The 356-nt window shown below is 62.9% G+C and carries 1 protein-coding gene; it reads right to left on the bottom strand.

From position 1 onward, the window contains the following. Window positions 1–356 (bottom strand): phage tail sheath C-terminal domain-containing protein (locus LE181_RS32015; RefSeq protein ID WP_308103690.1); only part of this gene is annotated, 356 nt, incomplete at both ends.

Consider the following 356-nt stretch of genomic DNA (forward strand, 5'->3'; position numbering starts at 1 on the left):
ACACCGATGTCGCAGATGACCTTGCCGTCGTCCATCGTCTCGGGCTTGTTGTTGGTGTCGTCGCAGATCACATAGAACGCCTCGTCGGGCTTACGGCCCACGAGCGCGCCCTGACGCCACTGATCGGTCAGGAACGAGGACACCGAATGCCGCAACGCCGCCCACAACCGCTCGTCGTTCGGCTCGAACACCGCCCACGTCGACGACTGACGAATCGAATCCGAGAGATACGACACCAGACGCCGGACGTTCAGATAACGCCAGTCACGCGTCGACGACCTCGTCCGCGCACCCCACACCAGCAGACCCCGGTCCGGAAAAACCCGCAGACAGTTCACACCCACCGCGTTCAGCTC

The organism is Streptomyces sichuanensis, from assembly GCF_020328095.1.
Classification (GTDB): Bacteria; Actinomycetota; Actinomycetes; order Streptomycetales; family Streptomycetaceae; genus Streptomyces; species Streptomyces cinnamoneus.